At 61.2% G+C, this 18,751-nt stretch carries 13 protein-coding genes; 5 read left to right on the plus strand and 8 right to left on the minus strand.

Going from position 1 to position 18,751, the window contains the following annotated elements; all coding sequences use genetic code 11:
- Both VGL22_RS21445 and VGL22_RS21450 read right to left on the minus strand, forming a co-directional pair.
- A partial coding sequence (locus tag VGL22_RS21445) for a hypothetical protein (RefSeq protein WP_465269010.1) occupies positions 1-1,110 on the minus strand: 1,110 nt, incomplete at its 3' end.
- A 302-nt stretch (positions 1,111-1,412) separates the two neighbouring features.
- A complete protein-coding gene (locus VGL22_RS21450; protein WP_465269011.1) occupies positions 1,413-2,351 on the minus strand; it encodes a branched-chain amino acid transaminase in 939 nt (312 codons plus the stop codon).
- 681 nt (positions 2,352-3,032) lie between these two features.
- Between VGL22_RS21450 and VGL22_RS21455 the strand changes: the two genes are divergently transcribed.
- Positions 3,033-4,124 carry a hypothetical protein gene (locus VGL22_RS21455; protein ID WP_465269012.1) on the plus strand — a complete coding sequence of 364 codons (1,092 nt, stop codon included), beginning with the start codon at positions 3,033-3,035 and terminating at the stop codon, positions 4,122-4,124.
- A 191-nt stretch (positions 4,125-4,315) separates the two neighbouring features.
- Here the strand turns inward: VGL22_RS21455 and VGL22_RS21460 are convergent, their stop codons facing one another.
- From VGL22_RS21460 to VGL22_RS21480, 5 genes are all read right to left on the minus strand, one after another.
- Complete coding sequence (locus tag VGL22_RS21460) at positions 4,316-5,179, minus strand: sugar phosphate isomerase/epimerase family protein (RefSeq protein WP_465269013.1); 864 nt, start codon at positions 5,177-5,179, stop codon at positions 4,316-4,318.
- Between the two features lie 92 nt (positions 5,180-5,271).
- Positions 5,272-6,594, minus strand: coding sequence for a Gfo/Idh/MocA family protein (locus tag VGL22_RS21465; protein WP_465269014.1), 1,323 nt, complete (start codon positions 6,592-6,594; stop codon positions 5,272-5,274).
- Between the two features lie 146 nt (positions 6,595-6,740).
- Positions 6,741-7,604: a sugar phosphate isomerase/epimerase family protein gene (locus VGL22_RS21470; protein ID WP_465269015.1), complete on the minus strand. Its 864-nt coding sequence runs from the start codon at positions 7,602-7,604 to the stop codon at positions 6,741-6,743.
- Between the two features lie 190 nt (positions 7,605-7,794).
- Positions 7,795-10,806, minus strand: a complete 3,012-nt coding sequence (gene secA, locus VGL22_RS21475; protein WP_465269016.1) for a preprotein translocase subunit SecA — start codon at positions 10,804-10,806, stop codon at positions 7,795-7,797.
- 91 nt (positions 10,807-10,897) lie between these two features.
- Positions 10,898-11,275: a hypothetical protein gene (locus VGL22_RS21480; RefSeq protein ID WP_465269017.1), complete on the minus strand. Its 378-nt coding sequence runs from the start codon at positions 11,273-11,275 to the stop codon at positions 10,898-10,900.
- 194 nt (positions 11,276-11,469) lie between these two features.
- Between VGL22_RS21480 and VGL22_RS21485 the strand changes: the two genes are divergently transcribed.
- Complete coding sequence (locus VGL22_RS21485; protein WP_465269018.1) at positions 11,470-14,883, plus strand: S41 family peptidase; 3,414 nt, start codon at positions 11,470-11,472, stop codon at positions 14,881-14,883.
- Positions 14,884-15,275: 392 nt separating this feature from the next.
- On the plus strand, positions 15,276-15,764 hold the full coding sequence (locus tag VGL22_RS21490; protein WP_465269019.1) for a DinB family protein: 489 nt from the start codon (positions 15,276-15,278) through the stop codon (positions 15,762-15,764).
- Positions 15,765-15,785: 21 nt separating this feature from the next.
- On the opposite strand, the gene tmk is transcribed toward VGL22_RS21490, so the two are convergent.
- Positions 15,786-16,451, minus strand: coding sequence for a dTMP kinase (tmk, locus tag VGL22_RS21495; RefSeq protein WP_465269020.1), 666 nt, complete (start codon positions 16,449-16,451; stop codon positions 15,786-15,788).
- A gap of 114 nt (positions 16,452-16,565) precedes the next feature.
- On the opposite strand from tmk, the gene VGL22_RS21500 reads away from it, so the two are divergent.
- Positions 16,566-17,519, plus strand: a complete 954-nt coding sequence (locus VGL22_RS21500) for a hypothetical protein (RefSeq protein ID WP_465269021.1) — start codon at positions 16,566-16,568, stop codon at positions 17,517-17,519.
- 263 nt (positions 17,520-17,782) lie between these two features.
- Positions 17,783-18,751: hypothetical protein (locus VGL22_RS21505; protein ID WP_465269022.1), on the plus strand; the 969-nt coding region annotated here is incomplete at its 3' end.

Genomic DNA, 18,751 nt, shown 5'->3' on the forward strand with positions numbered 1-18,751 from the left:
GAGGGGATCATCGAGAGCGAGCCAGCGAATCACACGGTTTCCGAGATGGTCGCTCTTAATCTCTTTCTGCTTCTCGGATTTCTTCTTTGGTTTTCCGGCGGGGCTCTTGGCCGGTGGAGCAACTTTTACGTATGCCTTTTCGGCGGCCTCTTTGCTGCGGGCGATAAGCTCTTCGGTGGCGCGCAAGACCGGCTTTTCTGGTTCAAGGACATTGACCGGATCGGCGGGGCGGCCAGGCGCGGGGACATGAGATTCAACAATTGTGAGAGCGCGTTCAAGGACCGCGATGTCGGCAATCTCGATGGTGGGTGGCTGCTCTTCGCGAACCGCTGCGGATTCAAATCCGTCGAGGGATCCTGATGCGGGGCCGGGCGATTCCTCGATGGGCGTTTCGGAGATTTGCACCTCCGAGACGTTCTCGGCGAGGTCCGGTACGGCTGTCGAGGTGTTGCTTTGATTGCTTTCGACCGGCTCCAACAGGAGCGGAGATGCGGCTTGCCACGTGCTGGCGACTGCTACCGTGAACGCCCCCGCAGACGACATAGCTGCGGGCTGGATGGGGGTTGACGTCACTGCGCTGAACATCGAGATTCGCTCCGGAATCTGAACGGGAGCAATTGGGCGCTCTGGGAGCGGATCGTTCGACGTGACCAGCTGCGAGGGCGGTTCAGGTTGCGCGATTGAGTGACCAGAAGTTTCGATTGCGGAGCCGGGATCGGCGAGGAGCTGCTCGAGTTCTTCTTCGGAACAGATGATGAGCTTATCGCCAACTGCTGTGACGTTGGCAGCGAGCGAATTCATCGGCACGATGAGCGCACTGGTCGCATCTGGATGGAATTTGGGAAGGGGAACGCCCGGAGGTAGTTCTGCCGCTTCGATGATGGTCAGGTTTGAGTCGAGATACGCGAAGTCGATAGGAAAGATGCGGACGATTTGCGGGCTGTGCTGGAGATTGGTCAACCAGAAGGCTGCTTCGGGATTCTGCGCAAGGCCATCGAGGATGACCTTCATCAGCTTGAAGGGTTCACCGGCGCAGTCGGCAACGGTGATCCGGAAGCTGATTCGACGGTCCTTCGACACGTTATATGCACACGAAGTTCCGGTTTCCATTTGCGTCGCAATCATCGAGTGAAGGTCCGTTCAGGGCTTAGCGATCCGAGAGCCTCAATTCCAGGGGAGGTCGAGTATTACCGACCTTAGAAGATAGCATTGAATTGCCCTTGGCCGGTATTCCCCAAAGGTCGGGTAACTTACCAGCGAAATTCCATAAGGTTGTCGCCGTGGCATTGAGTATCCTCTGCGTACTCACCGGGTTGCAGGCGATTTCTCGCATTCTACGTCAAGGATGGCTGTGGAAATCCGAGGCGTGAAAAGGGCGGCCGCGAGGGCCGCCCGGATGTGGATCTCTAAACTCAGGCCGTTACTGGCTCGGTTGCGTTCACCTTTACTGGGGTGAGCCAGCCGAAACGGTCCGGCTTGAGACCGTTGGCAATGGAGAAGAACTCGTCGGCGATCTTTTTTGTGATCTCACCGGTTTTGCCATCCGCGACGAGGATTCGATCGATGGAGCGGATGGGAGTGACTTCGGCTGCGGTTCCTGTGAAGAAAACCTCGTCGGCGATGTAGAGCATTTCGCGCGGGACTGGCTGCTCCATAACGGCGAGGCCGAGATGACGGGCTATGGTGAGGACGCTGTCGCGGGTAATGCCGGAGAGGGCGGAGTTGGCGAGCGGCGGGGTGTAGAGGACGCCGTTGCGGACGAGAAAGACATTCTCGCCGGAGCCCTCGCTGACGAGGCCATTGACGTCGAGGGCGATGCCTTCGACATAGCCGTTCGTGTCGGCTTCCATGCGAATGAGCTGCGAGTTCATGTAGTTGGCGCCGGCCTTGGCGAGCGCGGGCATGGTGTTAGGCGCCAGACGGTTCCAGCTGGAGACGCAGACGTCTGCGGCTTCACCGCCGATGTACTTGCCCCAGGGGTAATTGGCAATGTAGATCTCAACCGGCGAACCCTTGGGGTTCACGCCCACTTCGCCGTAGCCGCGCAGCGCAATCGGGCGGATGTAGCACGGAGCAATCCCGTTCGCCTCGATGGTATCCACCACCGCCGCACAAAGCTCGTCCAGCGAGTAGGGAAGCGCCATGCGGTAGATCTTGCCTGAGTCCAGAAGGCGCTGCATGTGCTCTGGCAGGCGGAACACCGCCGCACCCTGCGGCTGCGTGTAGCAGCGGATGCCTTCAAACACGCTGGAGCCATAGTGCACCACGTGGCTCATCACGTGGAGGGTGGCGTTTTCCCAGGGAATCAGATTCCCGTTGTGCCAGATCTTCGAGGTGGGTTGGATAGGCATGAGAGGATCAACACTCCTTGCAGCGCGGAGCCCCGCGCGTACCTCTCAAGCCTACCGCGATCAGGGCGCACATGTCATCATGCGCGCCGTTCACGCAAAGCGCCGGAGAGTTGCTCGGGACGCGGCTACGGCACAGAAATGTCTCAGGGCCCGGTCCGCCCTCAGCGATGACGGCGAACAACGCAATCCATCCCAACCCTGGGTACCCGCGAGTCGAAATCTATTTAGATCGCGCTAAGTCCGGACTGAGCCCATCTCGCACCCCGGATGGCCGCAGGTGCAGAGAATCTCAATCTTCTGCGCTACGCCTTCGCAGTGTGCGCTGCAATATTTCGCGTTTGCAGGGGGGGTGCAGCTACATGCCGCATTGCCGCATTTCTTGGGGGTCTGGGCAGCCATAAAAGTTCTCCTCCTTCAGAAAAATCGGAGCCGAACCTGGGGGAATTCACCGCTTTACAAACAATTCCGCAAAAAGCATAGCCCAATTGCATTGCAGTTGTCACGGCGGGGTCGGCCCGTGCCGGCTCGATTTCTGCTTGCCCGGGCGGACCATGAGCAGAACACCGTCAGTCGGGCGGCGCAGGACAGGCTCGATCTTGTTCCTGCAAAGTTTCTTCAAGGGCGGATGCAGCTTGTGATAACGTTGGCTCCACCTTTCGAATCCCCTTTGGAGATCGACCTATGTTTGGCAGTTCGATCCTCGATGTCGCCATCGGCATGGCGGTTGTATATCTGCTCCTCAGCCTGATCGCGTCCGCGGTGCAGGAAGCCATCGCAGCGGTTCTACAGGCCCGATCTGCCAATCTGCTGCAGGGTCTGCATAGCCTGTTTTCGGGCGATATGGGAACGGACGGCAAAACGCGCCTGCTGTCGGCACTCTACGATCATGGGCTGATCCGCGGACTGTACCGCGATCCGCAGAAGGATTCAAAGAACCAAACGCTGCGCAAGTGGGACAAGATCCGCATGAAGCTGCAGGACAAGCTGGGCCTCGCGCCCCCGGCCACGGGCATGACCAGGATATCGAACCGGATGTTGCTGCCGGCGTACATCCCATCGCGCACCTTTGCGCTGGCGCTGATTGACATCGTTGATCCCGCCGCGGGTGGCGCAAAAACTGACATCGATGGCCTACGCACCAGCCTGGCAACAGCACTGAAGAATGACGTGGAGAACAAGGCCCTTCAGGCGCTTGCCGCCCTTGCGGATAGCGCACCCACCCTGACCGAGCTGCAGACCCGCATCGAGCACTGGTATGACGACGCCATGGACCGCGTGTCGGGCTGGTACAAGAAATACACCCAGAACATCCTCATGATCATCGGCCTGCTCATCGCGCTCGCGTTCAATGTGAACTCCATCCGCGTCGCAGCAACGCTGTGGACCGACAAGGATGCGCGCCAGGCCATGGTGGCCCTTGCGCAAAAAACCGTTGCCGAGGGCAATCCGACTGCGGGCCAGGGTACGGGCACGCCGGCCGGCAAGACCGTGCCGGAGATTCAAACGGAAGTTGAGCAGCGTATAAAAGCCGTCCAGGACGTAGCCGATACAAAGCTGTTGCCGCTGGGATGGACGACGCCGGTGTGGGGTGATGCGGACTCCCTGCGACTCAAGTTGTGGAAGGTCTTGCTCGCGCTGATCGGATGGTCCATGACGGCGCTGGCGCTGTCCTTGGGCGCGTCCTTCTGGTTTGACACGCTGAACAAGTTCATGGTCGTTCGCGGAACCATCAAGCCGGATGAGAAGAGCCCGAACGAGCCGTCGAAAGGATAAGAGCGGGGGGCGGTCTATAGCTATCGATTTGTGAGCGCAATCGGCTGTGCGGGATGGGGCGCAGCGATGCAATGATCGCGTTGATACCGGCTGGGGAGACGGCCCCGGGGTTTTTCAGATGGTGGAACGATCCCCTCGCCGGACCCTCATCCATGTGCGGCGGGAAGCGGATCTCGCGGCATGAGCTTCGCTCATGGCTGTTGCATATACCCCATGCCGTTGAGCACGCCTCGCATATAAGCAATGCTCTCAATGACCCCAGGCATGGGATCGTCGGCCTTGATCTCGTATTCCAGGTCAACGAATCCGTCATAGCGGATCGCGATTAATGCCTGGAAGATGGCGCGCACGGGCATCTTGCCGGCGCCCACCGCCACCTGGCTCTCCTTGTCCGTGAAGCTCGCCAGGTCCTTCATGTGTACATCGAACAGCCGCGGACCGACGGCGCGAATGGCCTCGACCACATCGGTCCCGGCGCGGACGGTGTGCCCCACGTCGATGCAGCAGCCAATGCGCTTGTCGAGCTGCTTGATGTCTTTGAGAACATTGAGCGGGCTGGGCCACAGCTTGTCCTCCGGTCCGTGGTTGTGAATGGCGATGCGGATGTCGTATTCCTTCGCGAACTTCTCGATGAGCGGCAGGGTTTCAGGTGTGGGATCGCCCGCCACGATAACAGGAATGCCCGCCCGCTTGACGTATTCAAACTGCGCGCGGACGTCCGCCTCGTCGTTCTTGCGAAAGTAAATGGCGCCGGCCGCATGCAGGTGGACGCCGTTGGCTTTGTAGTCGTCAACCGCGGCCTGCTCCTGCTGAGCATCGGTGGGCAGATGATCCTTTACGTCCTTGGCATTCAGCTCGGAAACGTGGAGCTGCTTGAGGAAAGGGATCATCTGCGCGCGGGTGAAGTTGCGGAAAGTGTAGCTGCAAAGGCCCAGGCGGATGGGTGAAGGCTTGCCGGAATCCGGCTGCGGCTGTGCGAAGGAGGGGATCGCGGCCGCTGCTGCGGCGACCGCGCTGGCTTTGAGGAGTCTGCGGCGAGAGAGGGTCGGTGTCATTTCCATCCTGGAGGTGGTTTACTTTCCTGGTTCGCGATTCCTGGGGGTTTCAGCGATTATCTTCGGGTTCGCTGGATTGCTGAATGCCTGCTTCAGACCGTCGGAGCCCAGCCCTTCTCATAGCTGCGGTCCCAGTACTTCATCGCCTCGGCGTCGTTTTGCACCTTGCCGTCCGCGGTGTTGAGCTTGAGGATCCGATTCGTCTCCCAGGCCACATTGGAAAGCTGCAGCATCGTAACCGCCACGTTGCCCACCTCGATAGGAGCGTTAAGCTTCTCGCCGGATTTGATGCCTGCGATAAAGTTGGCAAAATGGCGGTCGGTCATCGAGTCGCGCCCCGTCAAATCCGAAGAAGACGTCTGCTCCTGCTGTGCCTTCACCTCCCCGGTCTTCTTGCCCTTCCAGTCGTAAGTCTCGTAGCCGTCGCGGTCGACGATCACAGATCCCTCGGTTCCGAGAATCACAGAGCCGCGGTCGCGGTTGTAGGTCCGCATGCCCTGGCAGCTGTTGCCCTCCCACGTAATCATCTTGCCGGGATAGTTGAAGCTGGTGATGAGCGTGTCATAGAACTGCCAGTCGTCCTTGTACTGGTAACGCCCGCCCTGCGCGCTCACGGTCTCAGGAAAGTCGACGCCCAGAGCCCAGCGGCACACGTCCACTTCATGGGTACCATTGTTGAGCGTCTCCCCCGTGCCCCAGATCTTGAACCAGTGCCAGTTGTAAGGCTGGTAGTTATCCTTATAGGCCTGGCGCGGCGCCGGACCCTGCCACAGGTCCCAGTCGAGCTGCGGTGGAACAGGCGCGGCTTTGCCCACACCAATCGACTTGCGCGTGTTTGCGTACCAGCACTTGGCGAGATAGGCCGTGCCGATCGCCCCGGAGTGAATCTTGTCGACGATCTCAATGGTGTGCGGCGAAGAGCGCTGCTGCGTGCCCATCTGCACCTTCTTGCCGTACTTGCGCTGCGCCGCCACCAGCATCGCGCCTTCGGCAGGATTATGGCTGCAGGGCTTTTCCACGTAGACATGCTTGCCCGCCTTGAGTCCCAGAATCGCCATCGGCGTGTGCCAGTGATCGGGCGTGGCGATGGTGATCGCATCCACTTCTTTCTTGGTGAGAATATTGCGGAAGTCGCGCTCGGCGGCGGGCGCTTCGCCCATCTCCTTCTCGGTATCGTCTGCGAACTTCTTCAGCGTGTTCGCATCCACGTCGCACACGTGCGTGATGCGTGCGGCGCTCTTGTTCGCCTTGAGCGCGGAGAGATGCGCATAGGCGCGGCTGCGCACCCCAATCACGGCAAAGTTGAGGCGATCGTTGGAGCCCATGATCTGACCGTAGCTTTTTGCCGATGCGCTGATAGCGAGTCCCGCTGTGCCCAGTGCAAGCGTGTCGAGAAATTCACGCCGAGTGACCAATGTTGCCTCCGAGGAGATGAGATTTGAGCTGGATCGAAATGAAACTGCGCAGTTCAACTATGCGCTGTTCGCGCTGCGCAAATTCCAACCAGAGAATCTTACTCTCTCCCAGAGGCGCACATGGTGGCCTCCTGATCCAGGCCTGCTCAGACCCTCGCCGTAAGCCCGTGCAGATACTCGTAATCCAACTTGATGGCATCGAGCGCCGGCATCTCCGTGAATGGAGGTTCCTGCTCCACGAAAAGCGAAGTCACCGGCGTTTTGGCTGCGGCCGCGAGAATGGGCCGGTAGTCGATAGCGCCTCTGCCAAGCTCGGTGGGTATGGGAGCATTCGGGGCGCCGCCCAGCAGCGTCGTCGAAGGCGCGAACCCTTTGCGAAAGTCCTTGATGTGGAGCAGCCGATAGCGCTCCGGAAAGCGGCTGAGGTAATCGACGGGATTGTGGCCCGCGACCGTCATCCATCCGCAATCAAGCTCCAGGCACACCAGGGCCGGATCGGTAAGCTTCAGGAACTCGTCGTACCCCGTGGTGTCGCCGATCTTGCGAAATTCAAAGTTGTGATTGTGATACCCGAGCTGAAGGCCGGCTTTCTTCACCGCCTCCCCCACATGATTGAACTGTTCCGCGTTCCACTTCCAGTCATCGAGAGTGAGGCTGTTCAGCATGCGGCCCATCATCGCCCGCTGGTCTGACCCGGACGACTGGAATCGCGCCGGATCGGCCACCCACGGCACGGTGACAATCATGTATTGCTGCCCCAGTTCCTTCGCCGCGGCGATGGCCTGATCGAGGCCGCTCATCAACTGCGGGAGCATGTAATGGCCCGAGGGATTGCTTAACCCCGATTCTGCGAGGAATTTCTTGCAGTCGGCTGCGGAAACCTTGCTGAGCGGCGAGAGCTCCACTTGCTTGTAACCGACAGCCGCGACTTTGCGCAGTGTCCCCGCCGGATCTCGGTCGTAATCATCCCCGACGGTGTAGAGCTGCAGACCGAGAGGTTTTGCCTTCATATCCGTGCTCCCGGCATGGGCCGGCAGACAAGACGCGCCGGCCGCCAGCGCGCCTTGCAGAAATTCCCGGCGAGTGGGAACCATATCCATATTCGTCACCTTGAGAGCGGGAAGGGAATCGTCGCCGCCGAAGCTGCCGCAAACGACTTGCGGCGGCTTTCGCCGCCGCTGTCGATCCTACTACGCTTCCTTACGATGCTTCTGTTCCGTGACACTTTTTGTACTTCTTGCCTGAGCCGCAGGGGCATGGGTCGTTGCGGCCAACCTTCTCGCCCGTGCGGCGCTGGCTGGGCTGGCTGGCTGCGGAGCCCCCGGCCATGCTGGCGTGCGCAAGCTCACGCTGCTTTTTGCGCGCGAACTCCTTCTCCAGTTGGTCGATGGTCGTCTGCGGCGCCCGCGTCGGCACAGCGATCTCCCGCGGCTGCTGCGGTGCGCCGTGAGGCAGCGCCTGCGGCCGGCCGTTTCCTTCCAGCATGGGACGCGCTGCGCTGGCCACCGGCGGCGCGGCAGGCACTTCGCGGCGCGGCTGCGGTGCCGCGTTTACCGGCTGGCCATCGGGCCCGATGATCTGCATCCGGAAGAGGAACCGCACGGTGTCTTCCTGGAACTTGAGCATCATGGCCTCGAACATGTCAAAGGACTCGCGCTTGTAAGCCACCAGCGGATCCTGCTGCGCATAGCCGCGCAGCCCGATCCCTTCTTTAAGGTGGTCCATCGAGAGCAGGTGATCCTTCCAAAGGCCGTCGATCACGCTGAGCATCACCATGCGCTCGTGATAACGCATGGTGGGTGCGCCCAGAATGTTTTCCTTGGCCTCGTACTCCAGCTTCAGGCGTTCGAAAATCTCGTCGCCCAGTTCGTGCCGCGGAAGCTCCTGCGGCTTGATGCCAACCGCTTCAAGATCCAGCCCGAACTGGCTTCCCACACGCTCCTGAAGGCCCTTCAAGTTCCACTGATCGGCGTGCTTGCCTTCCGGCGTGAACTCGTCGAGCGCACTCGACAGAATCCCGCCAACGTAATCATCGAGAATGAGCTCGCGCTGATCCACGCCCTCCAGCAGTTGACGGCGCAGTCCGTACACCGCTTCGCGCTGCTTGTTCATCACATCGTCGTACTCGAGCAGGTGTTTGCGTGATTCGAAGTTCTGCGCCTCAACCGCCTTCTGTGCAGCTTCAATGCGGTTCGAGATCATGCGCGACTCGATCGGCACGCCCTCTTCCATGCCCAGGCGCTCAAGCAGGGTCGATACCCATTGCTTGGCGAAGATGCGCATGAGATCGTCTTCGAGCGAGAGATAGAAGCGCGAGGCGCCCGGGTCGCCCTGCCGGCCCGCCCGGCCGCGCAACTGGTTGTCGATACGGCGGGATTCGTGCCGCTCCGTGCCCAGGATAAACAGGCCCCCTGCCTTGATAACCTCTTCATGCTCCTTGGCTGCGGCTTCCGCGTGGACCTCGTTCACCGCGGCCCAGTCGGTCTCCGCAACCTCGAACTCCTGCCCCTGGTAGTAGAAACGCATGAACCCGGCGGGTGGCAGCGGATTGATCTTCCCTTCGCCAGCGCTGAGTGCGCGTGCGTTGCTCTGCTTCACCAGTTGCTGGCGGGTGGTGAAGTCGGCGTTGCCGCCCAGCAGAATGTCCGTACCGCGCCCGGCCATGTTGGTGGCGATAGTGACCATGCCCATGCGTCCGGCCTGCGCCACAATCTCCGCTTCGCGCTCGTGGAACTTGGCGTTCAGCACCACGTGCCGCACACCCTTGCGCTGCAGGATGGCGGAGAGCCGCTCCGACTTTTCAATCGATGTGGTGCCCACCAGCACGGGCTGCCCTGCTTCGTGCAGCTCCGCGATGTTGTCCGCAACGGCCTTGTACTTTTCCTTCTCCGTGCGGTAGACCATATCGGAATTCTCGATGCGCAGCATGGGCTTGTTGGTCGGAATCACGACGATTTCAAGCTTGTAGATCTTTTCGAATTCGGCGGCTTCCGTTTCCGCCGTGCCGGTCATGCCGCTCAGCTTCTGATACAGGCGGAAGTAGTTCTGGAAGGTAATCGTGGCCAGCGTCTGGTCTTCCTTGCGGACCTGCACGCCTTCCTTGGCCTCAATGGACTGGTGCAGTCCATCGGACCAGCGGCGGCCAGGCATCAGGCGGCCCGTGAACGTGTCGACAATGATGACCTCGCCGTCCTTCACTACATAATCGACATCGCGCTTGTAGAGCGCGTGCGCCTTGATGGCGGTCTCCACAAAGTGCTTGAGATCCCAGTTCTCCGCATCGGCAATGTTGTCGATGTTGAGTTCCTTTTCGATGCTCACCCAGCCTTCGTCCGTCACGCCGATGGTGCGATGCTTTTCGTCCACCACGTAGTCGCCCGTGAAGGTCTTGCCGTGATCCAGGCTCTCCGTCTCTTCGCCCAGGATGAGTCTGGGAATGATGTCCTTCACCCGCTGGTATTTATCGGTGGTCTGGTCGGTCGGGCCGGAGATGATGAGCGGCGTACGCGCTTCGTCGATGAGGATCGAATCGACTTCGTCGACGATCCCGTAGTAGTGCCCGCGCTGCACGCAGTCCTTGATGTCGAACTTCATGTTGTCGCGCAGGTAGTCGAAGCCGAACTCGTTGTTCGTTCCGTAAGTGATGTCCGCGCCGTAAGCCTGGCGGCGCTCGTCATCGCTGAGGTCGTGCACGATAACGCCCACCGTCAACCCGAGGAACTCGTAAATCTTGCCCATCCACTCGGCGTCGCGCTTGGCCAGGTAGTCGTTCACCGTGACCACGTGCACGCCCTTGCCGGCCAGGGCGTTCAGATAGCAGGAGAGCGTCGCGACCAGCGTCTTGCCTTCGCCGGTCTTCATTTCGGAGATCTTGCCCTGGTGCAGCACCATGCCGCCAATAAGCTGCACGTCGAAGTGGCGCATCTTGACCGTGCGCCAGCCGGCTTCCCGCACCACGGCAAACGCCTCGGGCAGGACCTCGTCCAGCGCCTCGCGCTCCGCCTGCTTGATCACGTCCGGGTCGGTAAGACCCTGGAGCCGCTCCGCAATGCGCGTCCTGAACTCAGTCGTCTTTTCCCGCAACTGCTCGTCTGACAGCTCTCTCGTGGCCGGCTCCAGCGCATTGATCTGAGCGACAAAAGGAATCAGACGCTTGATCACGCGCTCGTTGGCCGTGCCAAATACCTTGGTAAATGCCTTATCCAAAAACACAGAACTCTCCGATAATCAGTCAAAAATCTCGTGTAATCACAAGCCGCGCACAAGTGCAGCAAAACTGCGCGCTTACAGACAATGCCGGCGCTTACGCGAACTGGGGCGGAGGGCGTTGGAAGGAGGGGGGAAGAATCGTGGCCGGCGGCGCGCCTGCCAGACGTATCGACCGGGGCGCAAGTTGATCCAGCGGCGAAACCAGGCCGACAAAAAATACCGGCAGCATCGCCACCCAGGCACCCGCCAGCTGATTCCGCGATGTGCCTCTTTGCTGCCGCGACAAGCTGTGCTGCGCCGTCCCGTAAAGATCGGCGGGCTGCGCTGCATGGTTGCCGGCAAAGAACTCCAGCATGGGATGCGCGTACGACCGAGCCGACTCAAGGCCAGACTCGGCCCGTGCCACAGACGCGAGGGCGATGGCGGCAAACGCCACCCAGATCCACGCGCTTCTGTTTTGTCTGCGATTCATCCCGTAGGCTTCCATCTCATATTGTAAACGGGGCTGGGGTCAGGCGCGAGAGCTATCTCAACTTCCCGCCTGATACATAAGATGCGCCGTAGTATCCTTCAAAACAATCACCGGAAATCCGGTTCAATGCCGCGTTCCTCACCTGGGCATCCCCGCGCCTGCGCCCCAGGGGACCGCGCGCCGAGGGAGCTCTCATGCCGATATATCCCATTCTGCGCCGTGCCTGCCTGCCCGTCGCGCTTTGCCTGGCATCCATTCCTGTTTTTGCCGCCCCGCCGTCCACCGGGAACGCCGAGAGCACCCACCGCGGCTACTATCGCAGCCCCGCCGTCCATGGCGACGCCATCGTGTTCGCGTCCGAAGGCGATCTTTGGACCGTCAACCTGCGCGGCGGAACGGCCCAGCGCCTCACCACCGCGCCTGGAAACGAAACCATGCCCAGCATCTCGCCCGACGGAAAAACCGTCGCCTTCCTCGCCGACTATGAAGGCCCCCGCGAGATCTACACCATGCCGATATCCGGCGGCCTGCCCGAACGCCGCACCTGGGAAGGCTCCGCGCTGCCCGAAGGCTGGGCGCCCGACGGCCGCCTGATGATCGCCACGTCGCGCTACTCCACCCTTCCCGGCGACAAACTCGTTCTCGTCGATGCGCAGGGCAAACGCGACATCGTTCCCCTGGCCGAGGCCGCTCAGGGCGCCTGGTCCGCCGATGGACACACCCTCTTCTTCACGCGCTGGAACTGGCAGGGAAGCTCCACCAGGCGCTACAAGGGCGGCTGGGCTGAGAACCTCTGGCGCTTCGACGGAAAAGATGAGGCTGTGCCGCTCACCGCCGGCTACGAAGGAACCTCCGCGCATCCCATGCTCGCCAACGGGCGCGTCTACTTCCTGTCCGACCGTGACGGCGTCATGAACGTCTGGTCGATGACCGAGGATGGCAAGGACCCCAGGCAGGAGAGCCACCAGAAATTCTTCGATGTCGAATCCGCCTCGCTCTCTGACGGGCATATTGTCTACTCCTCCGGCGCCGACCTCTGGAACCTCGACCTCTCCAGCGGTCACGAAGAAGCAATTCCCGTCACGCTGCAGTCGGATTTCGATCAACTGCGCGAGCATTGGGTGAAGAAGCCCGTCGACTATCTCACCGCCGTACACATTGCGCCTGACGGCTCGAAGGCCGTGTTCACCGCGCGCGGCGAGGTCTTCACCATCCCTGTGCAGAATGGCCGCACCGTGCGCGTCGCCGCCAGCTCCGGCGTACGTTTCCGCGAAGCCACCTTCGCACCCGATGGCAAATCAGTGGTCGCGCTCTCCACCGATTCCGGCGAGGCCGAGTTCTGGAGCTTCCCGGCAAACGGCGTTGGCAAGCCAGAGCAGTGGACCAAAGACGCCAGGGTGCTCCGCACCGGCGGCGTCATCTCCCCGGACGGCAAGTGGCTGGCGCATACGAACAAGGACCAGGAACTCTGGATGTTCGACATCAAGGCCAAAACCGACAAGCGCATCGCGCAATCCATGAACGGCGACTTCAACGATCTGGCCTGGTCTCCCGATTCGAAGTGGCTCGCGTACGGCGAGAGCGCCAACAATTCCTTTCAGCAGGTCAAGCTCTTGAATGCCGATTCCGGCAAAATCGAGAGCGTCACATCGGACCGTTTCAACTCCGGCAGCCCCGCATGGTCGAGCGACGGCAAATGGCTATACTTCCTCTCCGACCGCGAGTTGAAGACGACCGTACCTTCGCCCTGGGGCCCCCGTGAGCCGGAACCGCAGTACGACCGCCCGGTGAAGATCTTTGAGCTTGCGCTCACCCCCGGGCTGCGTTCGCCCTTCCTTCCCGCCGACGAACTCCATCCCGACAAAAAGGACGAAGACAAGAAGGAAGAAAAGAAGGAAGAAAAGAAAGAAGAGAAGAAGGACGACAAGTCGACAGTCAAAAAGTCGGACAAGTCTGCTGCCGGCAAGGACGAAAAAAAGACCGAAGCAAGCAAGGACGAAAAGAAAGACGACAAGAAGGACGAGAAGAAGGTCGAAGTCAAAATCGACTTTGACGGCCTCGCCTCGCGCCTGACCGAAGTTCCCGCCCCGGCCGGCAATTACTCCGGCCTTCAGGCCTCCGAGAAGCGTCTCTGCTGGAACAGCGCCGCCGACGTGGTCGGCGAACACGTCGCGCTGCAGTGCCTCGAAATCGCCAACAAGGGCGACGAACTCGACACCGTCATGAGCGATGTAAAAGGCTTTGAGATCTCCGCGGACCGCAAGAAGATGCTCATCGCCAAGGGCGACAACTTCTACATCTTTGACTCCGACGTGAAGGGCTCCGGCACCGGCGATCCCAAGGCGCAAGCCAGGGCCGCCGTCAATCTGTCGCGGTGGCAGATCAACGTGAATCCTCGCGAGGAATTCCGCGGCCTGTTCCTCGACGCATGGCGTCTGGAGCGTGACTACTTCTACGACAAGAACATGCACGGCGTAGACTGGCCGGCCATGCGCGACCGCTATCTGCCGCTGGTGGATCGCGTCGCCGACCGCGATGAACTCAACGATGTCATTGCGCAGATGGTCGGCGAACTCTCCGCGCTGCACACCTTTGTGGTGGGAGGGGATGCCCGCAAGACGGCCGACCACATTGACGTCGCCACACTGGGTGCGCAGCTTCGGCGCGACGAAAAGGCCGGCGGCTACGTGGTGGAGCACATCTACGCGCACGATCCCGACCTGCCGAATCTTGCGCCTCCGCTGGCAAGGCCGGAGTCGCTGGTCAAAGAAGGCGAAGTGATCACCTCCATCGACGGCACGGATCTCCTGGGCGTTTCCGATGAGGGTGCGCTGCTGCGCAGCAAGGCCGGCGCGCAGGTGCTGCTGCACGTGAAGGATGCCAAAGAAGGGCGCGATGTCCTGGTCACGCCCGTCTCCGCCCGCGACGACTCTCAGCTTCGCTACAACGAATGGGAGTACACGCGCCGCCTCGCTGTCGACAAGGAATCCAACAGCACCATCGGCTACGTTCACCTGCGCGCCATGGGCGGCAACGACATCAACCAGTGGGCCCGCGATTTCTATCCTGTTTTTGATCGCCAGGGGCTCATCATCGACGTGCGCCACAACCACGGCGGCAACATCGACTCATGGCTCCTCAGCAAACTGCTCCGCCAGCCGTGGATGTACTTTCAGCCCCGCATCGGAAACCCATCGTGGAACATGCAGTACGCGTTCCGCGGGCACATCGTCGTGCTGTGCGATCACGAAACAGCCTCAGACGGCGAAGCATTCAGCGAAGGTTTCAGGCGTCTCAAACTCGGCAAAGTCATCGGCACCCGCACCTGGGGCGGCGAAGTCTGGCTCAGCTTCGACAACCAGCAGGCCGACAACGGTATCGCCTCCGCGGCTGAAACCGGCGTCTACGCCGACGGCAAATGGCTCATCGAAGGCCACGGCGTCGATCCCGATATGGTGGTCGATAACCTGCCGCATGACAGCTTCAGCGGCAACGATGCTCAACTTGAGGCGGCGATGAAGGAACTGCAGGCGGAGATCAAGGCCGATCCGCGGCCCGTGCCCCCCGCCCCGCAGCATCCTGACAAGTCATTCAAGTACACCAGGTAGGCGCCGGAAAATAGAAACCGTGCAGGGGATCGTCAACGGTCCCCTGAACCTGCCCGCGCATCCTCGCCGGTTCACGCTTCGAAGCAGCGCGCCCACCCGGATCCGGGTAGCTCGTTGCTCCCACCGCACCCGGAGAGCACGACTTCACAGACCGCGATATAACCTGGCAGGAGAGGCTTTGTCATCAGGGCCTGACTTCAGTCAGGCCGACAATGGCGCTTGGAATGCGGAGGGCTTTAGCCCCCGCTATTGTCGATGGGCCACCCCGAACGCCCTGCTTCCCTCGGCCTGTTCCTTCGTGCCGTTCAACCCACCAAATCGACACCAGCTGCATTTGAAGCATCTTTTCGCACTGCCCGCGAATCTCCTCAACGGACCGCTCAAGGAGACCCATGTCCGATCACGCCAGCATCTCCGCACTGCGCAAGCAGCTTGCCGAAACCCTCCGCAGCAGCCACGCCCACGCTGACTTCGCGCAATCGGTCAAGGACTTCCCGGCCCCCCTGCGCGGCAAGCGGCCTGAAGGCTCGCCGCACAGCCCGTGGGAACTGCTCGAGCACATGCGCATCGCCCAATGGGACATCCTCGAGTTCTCGCGCAAAGGCGAGCACGAATCGCCCAAATGGCCTGAAGGCTACTGGCCGAAGAGCCCCGAACCCCCCGACGAAAAAGCCTGGGACCGCAGCGTTCACCAGTATCAGCAGGACACCGATGCCTTCTGCAAACTGATCGAAGACGAATCCAACGATCTCTTCGCGAAGATTCCGCACGGCGACGGCCAGACCCTGCTGCGCGAAGCGCTGCTGGCCGCCGATCACAATGCTTATCATCTTGGCCAGCTTGTGCTCGCGCGCCGCCTGCTGGGAGCATGGAAGGGCTGAGTACGTCACACCGCGAATGGTCTAACGGCTGTGGGCCATCACGAGCCGCTCAGAGACTGCTTCCACAATCTGCTCGTGCACATCGTCAATGCTGAGATCGCCCTCCACCGCCACCACCCGTTCCGTATCGCGTCGCGCAATTTCGCGGTACTTCTCCCACACCCGCCGGTAGAAAGCGTCCTGCTCGCGCTCGAAGCGGCTCTCGTCCGGCCCGTCCTTCTCGGCCACGCGATCGTTGCGGCGTCGCGCCCGCTCCAGGCTTCTATCAAGAGAGGGAAGCAGCAGCACGGTCAGATCAGGTTGCAGGCCTCCGCAGATCAGCCGGTGCATCTCCAAAACCAGCTGTGAGCCCAACGCGCGCCCGCCGCCCTGATAGGCCTCGGTCGAGTCCGTGAAGCGATCGCACAGCACCGTCTTTCCGCCGGCCAGAGCCGGCTCAATCACCTCTGCAATAGCCTGTGCGCGATCCGCGAACATCAGCGCCATCTCCGTCATGGGAGCCAGGCCCGCTGAACGCGAATCCAGCAGCAACGCGCGAATCCGGTCCCCGGTAGAGGTTCCGCCAGGCTGCCTCGTGACCACCGGCTCAATCCCGCGCTTCTCCATCCAGATGGCCAGCCGCTTCAGTTGCGTTGTCTTTCCGGAACCGTCGAGGCCTTCGAGCGTGACAAACAGACCGCGGGACATGGCGAGAGTCTACCATCGGCCGCCCGGCAGACGATCCATACCGCTGTGTGATAGAAGAGTGTGGTTCGATTCCCCGGGCCTGCGTCACCCCCCCATCGGAGGTCGAGGGTCGCTATGAAATCTTCGATTAGTCGCGCGCTTCACTCTCTTTGCCTGCTCGGCAGCTTGGCGGCGTCCACCCTGACCGCGCAACAGCTTACGCTGGAAGGCCAGACCGGCGGCTTCATCACCCCCACCGCCTACGTGGTTCCTTCCACCAAAAGCCACTTCTTCTCCTCTCCCGCCTTGGGCTATCACTTCGTGCACGCCGACCAGGTGATTGGAGACGTTCACACCTTCAATCTGACCGAGGGTTTCGGCAATCGCGCCGAGCTCGGCTACACCCGCGAAGTCCACATCAAAGGCGACGATCCCTTGTTCAGCGGCCTCTGGCACTTTGCCGGCATGAATATCATCCACGGCAAGGTGGTGCTGCTGAAAGACGGCCAGTTCCACACCGCGGTTCCCGGCCTCGCTGCGGGCTTTGTGGTCCGCACCGGCGACAAATTTGTCACCGGCGCGCTCGACGAGCTGTTCACCGGCCAGTTGAAAAGCTACACAAATGAAGATGTCTACGCAGCCGTCACAAAAACCTGGCTGCACAAGCCGCTCCCCTTTCTGGCCAACTTCGGCCTGAAGTTCACCAACGCCTCTATCTATGGCATCGGCGGCCAGGCCACGCGCTTTGGTGGACGCCTCTTCGGCGGGCTTGGATTCCCGCTGCCCGGCCCTCTGCATACCGCCATTGTCCCCGCGGCCGGATTCTCGCAGCAGCCTCCTACCTCTAAAAACCTCGGCGCCATCATGTATCCACCCGGCTCGCGCGCCCACCTGCCCACCACGCTCGACTATGCGGTGCGTGTCACGCAAAGAGAGAACGCGCACTTTGCGTTCGACATTGGCGTCGGCCAGGTCGCCGGAAACATCGGTCAGACCGTCGTTATCGGCCCGGGCGGCGTACCGGTCGTCATCCCCGTAAACCTCAAGGCGCGCAGCGTCTTTGGCCTGGGGATGAGCCTCCGCTTCTGATGTACAGGTTTCTGAAAATCCCATCGAAGCCTCCAGCGTAAAAAGATCTGGGGAATTACAACTTCCTGTGACCAACGGTGTTCAAACTAAGTAGCTCGAATGCGCCGTGCGGCCGTTCGAGGCTATACGTGCGCAGAGGTGCACCGGGTCCTCGCGGCGGGATCATCCCGACATAACCGCGGCACAAGTTGCGATCCATGGAATAAGTTCGTGTGCCTTACCATCTTCCATTGCTGAAGGGCACCAAGGACTCAGGAGGTTACATGCGTTTGTTTCGATCGATGCGCTGGCTTCAGCTGGCGCTGCTGCTTCCAATTCTTTTCGTCTCCCAGGCACGCGCCGGTGTATTGATCAGCGTGAACCTTGCGCCCCCGCCGCTGCCCGTCTACGAGCAGCCACCCTGCCCCCAGCCCGGACTGATGTGGTCCCCTGGCTATTGGGCTTACGACTACGACAACAGCGGCTATTACTGGGTGCCTGGCGCCTGGGTGCCCGCTCCTTATGAAGGCGCCCTCTGGACCCCGCCCTACTGGGGCTGGGAAGGTGGCGCGTACATCTTCCATACCGGCTACTGGGGCCCCCACGTGGGCTACTACGGCGGCGTAAACTACGGCTTCGGCTACATGGGCGTAGGCTTCTCCGGGGGCGAATGGCGCGGCAATGAGTTCGCGTATAACACCGCCGTCATGCGCGTGAATCGCACTGTCATTCGCAACACCTACGTGAATGAAACCATCGTCCATCAGACCACGGTCATCAACGAAAACCACCTGGCCTACACCGGCGGTCCGCATGGAATTCAGCACCAGCCCTCGCCCGAAGAACGGCAGGCGATGCACGAGCAGCACCAGGCGCCCACGCGGTATCAGCAGCAGCACTTCCAGACTGCGCGTGCTGACAAGTCAAACTTCTACAACAACAATCACGGACGTCCGCAGCAGCTCGCGGTAGCGCGTCCTCTGCCCGCCGCGCACTACACTCCGCCTCCGGGCGTGGCCAATGCGCACGCCAATAGCAACGCTCGGCCTGGCCCAGCCAACGGCAACGCCAATGTCAACAGCAACGCCCGCCCCGGTACGGTTACCGCCAATCCGGCAGGCCATCCTGCTACGCAGCCGCAGCCCGGCAATCGTCCCGCGCAGCAGCGGCCGGATTATCATCCCGGTCAGCAACCTGGCGCCCGCCCCGAGCCGCAGCAGACGCGTCCGGCTCCTCAGGGCCAGCCTCAGACT

This window comes from Occallatibacter sp. (genome assembly GCF_036502485.1).
Lineage (GTDB): Bacteria > Acidobacteriota > Terriglobia > Terriglobales > Acidobacteriaceae > Telmatobacter.

Coding starts and splice junctions, on each gene's coding strand:
- VGL22_RS21450 (WP_465269011.1), bottom strand. CDS start 2,351: ATGCCTATCCAACCCACCTCGAAGATCTGGCACAACGGGAATCTGATT.
- VGL22_RS21455 (WP_465269012.1), top strand. CDS start 3,033: ATGTTTGGCAGTTCGATCCTCGATGTCGCCATCGGCATGGCGGTTGTA.
- VGL22_RS21460 (WP_465269013.1), bottom strand. CDS start 5,179: ATGACACCGACCCTCTCTCGCCGCAGACTCCTCAAAGCCAGCGCGGTC.
- VGL22_RS21470 (WP_465269015.1), bottom strand. CDS start 7,604: ATGAAGGCAAAACCTCTCGGTCTGCAGCTCTACACCGTCGGGGATGAT.
- VGL22_RS21480 (WP_465269017.1), bottom strand. CDS start 11,275: ATGAATCGCAGACAAAACAGAAGCGCGTGGATCTGGGTGGCGTTTGCC.
- VGL22_RS21485 (WP_465269018.1), top strand. CDS start 11,470: ATGCCGATATATCCCATTCTGCGCCGTGCCTGCCTGCCCGTCGCGCTT.
- VGL22_RS21490 (WP_465269019.1), top strand. CDS start 15,276: ATGTCCGATCACGCCAGCATCTCCGCACTGCGCAAGCAGCTTGCCGAA.
- tmk (WP_465269020.1), bottom strand. CDS start 16,451: ATGTCCCGCGGTCTGTTTGTCACGCTCGAAGGCCTCGACGGTTCCGGA.
- VGL22_RS21500 (WP_465269021.1), top strand. CDS start 16,566: ATGAAATCTTCGATTAGTCGCGCGCTTCACTCTCTTTGCCTGCTCGGC.